The organism is Okeania sp. SIO2F4 (assembly GCF_010672385.1).
Classification (GTDB): domain Bacteria; phylum Cyanobacteriota; class Cyanobacteriia; order Cyanobacteriales; family Microcoleaceae; genus Trichodesmium.
Genome location: NZ_JAAHGT010000875.1, coordinates 1 through 4,130 on the forward strand (window position 1 = coordinate 1; position 4,130 = coordinate 4,130).

Consider the following 4,130-nt stretch of genomic DNA (forward strand, 5'->3'; position numbering starts at 1 on the left):
TAAACGTTCTGATTCTTGTGAATGATGGTGAATGTACTCAAGCATACTGGTCATAATTAGCCACTAAAAATTAGATTTTTTATTACTCTATCACAATTTATTTGTTTTCCGGAGATGTCTAATATTTAAGAGAATATAGAACTTATGATCGTATTGGTTCATATTGGAAAATATCCGAATCCTCTGTTTGTCCTATTGTTCTAAAAATTGAAAACATCTTGATAAAATATCGCCAATTCCGACTACCTGGAAAGAAAGAATTATGGCCAACTTCTGCTAAAGAGGAACTGGTAATAATGGATGTCATGGAAAGTAAAATTGAAATACCCAAAAAACGCCAAAAACAGTTTTATAGTGGAAAAAAGAAACAATATACTTTAAAAACACAATTGGTAATCAAACAAAAAAGTGGTTTAATTGTGTGTGTAGTCAATTGTCTAAAACTATATTCTACCCATATTCTCAATCCACAAAGGTTTCCTAAAATTGATTTGATTTTAGCCTGTAAATTGGTCTTGACAAAGGATATTGAATTTTCTGGTATAGTTTCTAGTTTTGTAATAGTGAGACTAAGCAAATCTCACTTAAATTTTACTTTTAGCCCTTGAAATATTGTTTTTAGGATACTTCACCAGTGCCTGATTGTTTCAGATTGGAACCTTTTTCATGAGGCAATTGAAGATTTGTGCCTCTAGGCAACATTTGCGCCTTCATTGCTTCCAACTCAGTCTCAATATCATTCTCATCTCTTTCCAAAGATATAAACTGTTTCTCTAAACTATCAATTCCCAACTCAGCCATCGCCTCAGACTTAGCCTCAAGGTGCATTATTTTTTCTTCCATCTGCTCAAAAGCACTTAGAGTATTACCAGTATTCACCGATCCTAACATTTCATTCAGCTTTTCCGAAGCCCTCGCAGAACGTGCCCTAGCAATATACATATTCTTTTTTAATTTTGCTTCGCTAATTTTATGCTCCAACTGCCTCATATTTTGCTTCAGCTTTTCCACCACCTGTTTTTGCTGTTCCACCTGAACCTTCATTACGGTAGCTGTTTCTTGGTATGACTTACGTCTAGTCAGAGCTTCCCGCGCCAAATTGTCCTGGCCTTTTTGTAAAGCCAACTGCGCTCGTCTATACCATTCATCAGCAGTAGATTGAGCTTGGTAACATTGTCTTTCTGTACGTTTTTGAGTAGCGATCGCTTGTGCCACTGCTTGGCGTAGTTTCACTAGGTCATTCTGCATATCTTTTACTGTCTGCTCCAGAACCTTCTCAGGATCTTCAGCACCAGAAACCAAACCATTTATATTCGCGCGAATTATCCCCCAAAGGCGGTCAAAAATTCCCATCAATACTCTCCATATTTATTATAATTTTCGATCGTAAAGTCTCCAGGAGTAATTAATTTTTAGTGCTTTAGCTTTTATACTTATTGGAGACAGAAATAACTGTACTCTCCAATCATTTCTTCATAATTCTTTTCTTCTCTTCCATAATTAATAATAATTATCAGGTTTCAACTTGTAATATTTTGCATCCAATCCTTCTTGGCGTAATTCTTGAAGAAAGATTTTTGCTCTTTCTGGTTCCCAAAATGCCCCCATCTGTATCTTCATACCATTATCTGTTTCACGAATATAAGCATCTGAAATTATCTGCTGTGCTTTATACAAAGATTCTTCATTTACATAATCCAGAACAACATAATACCAACCATCATCTGATTTAATTGGGCTAGTTATTTGAGCACTATTAGAAATTTCTGGGGAAGGTTTAACTATTGGGGATGGAGTTGGAGAAGATAAAGTAACTACAGTAGATGGGGTAGACTGAGGCAATAAAGTAGTGCTGAGATTATCCAGTTTTGTACTTGCTTTATAAGTAGGTGGTGAAGCAGTATTAACACTTCCTGATATTGGTGGTGGTACCACAGGTTTGACTTTTGCCGTAGGAGATGGGAACTGACTAGGTTTAGGATTAACGTTACTTAGAGTATTCAAATCTAAATCTACAAACTCTTGAGATGCCAAGTCAGGAGATTTCGGTAAAGGTTTCTCCTCCATATTTTCAATATTATCAGTAGTAGTATTATCTGTATTTGTTTGAGCAGAAGTACCTTTCAAAAAACGGTCTAAACCAAGATTGCTCAGACCTGATGGGTGCATTACAACATAACCCAAAATCGTACAAGAGATCAAGAACAGAAACATTGAAACTATTCCCAGGGGAGTAAACAAACTTGCTAAGTAATTAGATTGCTCCTGACGATTTGATTTTAATTTATCTAAACTCTCTAGAAGTTTCTCTGAAGATTGCAGATAGTTATCTGGTGCTGTAGAATTATTGTCACCTAATTGAGACATCTGTTTCTCACCATCCTGATTTTCTACATCACCTTTTTTGGCCATACTAATTTCCGTAGGGGTGGGAGGCTCAATGGCCACTGGTGAAGCTTTCTTAGCAGAAGTATTAGATGTTTCATAGTTTTCCAGCGATGATTCTATCTCAGATAAAGGCAATGAGGATAGTGTTTGATCCTCCACTGGTAATAGAGACATCAACTCGGGTGTTTTATAAATTTGTTTATTAATATTTTTCTGAGAAACTGCCGACTTTTCTGTTTGCCTGCGGTACTTGCGATATCTTGTTAGTTCTGCTTCTAGCTCTATATCCAAACTTTCCATTACAGCTTGCAAAGTCTGATTCAATTCCTGGGTAGAATTGTTAGTAGACTTAACTATCGAATTTTGACTCATTTAATAACTCCTGCTAGTTAATCATTGACTTGACATAATATTCGACTGATTAATATAGTAATCAAAGGTTAGCACAGTAGAACAAATGGTCACAATATCTATAACATAGAGACTTTATCCCAATAAGCAACAGGAAAAGTTCATGCACTAGGCCAGATATATGTACTGCTGTATGTAATTAGACGAAGTTGGTGGGATATTTTCTGGAAGCTCCGACTTAGCAGTTAAAGCCTACACAACGCTGTAACGAATATTGGGAATTAATACCGAAAACTCTTGAGGATAGGATTCATAGATGTGAACACTGTGGTCATACTGAATATCGATATATTAATTCTACTTAGGGCTGGCTGATTAAATCTAAAAGTATTGACTTATATTGGCTTTAGCCGTTTTAGGTCTGGAAAAAGTACAAGATTTTTGCTCTCTTAAGCTCATGCATGTTAGAATTTTGGGTTGACGGGAGGCAGAAAAACCAAGGGATAATTCTTCCTCCTGCCTTCTCGCTCATTCCTTACTCCTCCTGTCTCCTGTCTCCTGTCTCGGTCCTCCTACCCTCACACATAAGATTTATTCAGCAAACCCTACTCAGGTATGTTTAACTTGGGCTTGGGGGCAGGAACTATCCTCTTCAGATGCAGAGTTCCATAGCTATACTGATTGAGGAAGTATGAAGTAACTATGGACAAGGAAGCGTCAGAAACCCCTCGGTCAATCCAGTAGCCAGGGGTAATTAATCAACTATGGATTTTCAGTCTCTCAATCAAATTTTAGGCTATCTCAAAATTATGGAGCGATCGCCCCAACAACAACATTTTCAAAAGCTGATGGAATGTTGGGAAGAAGTTTTAGGGGTGATGGCTAGCCAAACCAAACCTTTATACATTGAACGAGGTGTTTTATATGTAGCAACATCAAGTGCTGCCTTGTCTCAAGAACTTAGTTTTCAAGTTCCGCAACTTTTACAGAAGCTAAAGCACCTTTTGTCTATATCTCTAGATGATATCCGATTCTCTCCAGCTCAATGGCATACAGGTCTCCCTATTAGTCAATCAACCCAAGCTGAAAAAGATGATTGGCAAGAGCATCCTAGCATGATTCCTCGGTTGAAAAAAACACCCCTGGCAAACTCCACTCCTAAAAATCAAAATCCTCAGACAACTTTTCAAAATTGGGCGAAAGCTATACAGAAACGTTCTCAGACTTTACCCCTTTGTCCTCAATGCCAATCTCCTACTCCCCCTGGAGAAATTCAACGTTGGTCAGTCTGTGCAATTTGCGCCACTAAGCAGTGGTCATGGGGAGAGAAGTAGGGAGTGTTCATTAATGGATAATGGATAATTGATAATTGATAATTACAAGAAGGTTAA

3 protein-coding genes and 1 pseudogene are annotated in these 4,130 nt (G+C 37.4%); 2 read left to right on the forward strand and 2 right to left on the reverse strand.

The annotated features are described in order from the left end of the window. Positions 1-122 precede the first annotated feature (122 nt). Positions 123-434, forward strand: a pseudogene (locus F6K22_RS34235) (transposase family protein); the annotation flags it as partial. Positions 435-618: 184 nt separating this feature from the next. Here F6K22_RS34235 and F6K22_RS34240 read toward each other — a convergent pair. Together F6K22_RS34240 and F6K22_RS34245 are read right to left on the reverse strand one after the other, a co-directional pair. Further along, entirely contained in the window at positions 619-1,353 is a 735-nt protein-coding gene (locus F6K22_RS34240; protein ID WP_293108684.1) for a PspA/IM30 family protein, read from the reverse strand. A 147-nt stretch (positions 1,354-1,500) separates the two neighbouring features. After that, positions 1,501-2,760, reverse strand: coding sequence for a hypothetical protein (locus tag F6K22_RS34245; protein WP_293108687.1), 1,260 nt, complete (start codon positions 2,758-2,760; stop codon positions 1,501-1,503). Positions 2,761-3,503: 743 nt separating this feature from the next. On the opposite strand from F6K22_RS34245, the gene F6K22_RS34250 reads away from it, so the two are divergent. Further along, on the forward strand, positions 3,504-4,073 hold the full coding sequence (locus tag F6K22_RS34250; RefSeq protein WP_293108689.1) for a DciA family protein: 570 nt from the start codon (positions 3,504-3,506) through the stop codon (positions 4,071-4,073). Positions 4,074-4,130: the final 57 nt, after the last annotated feature.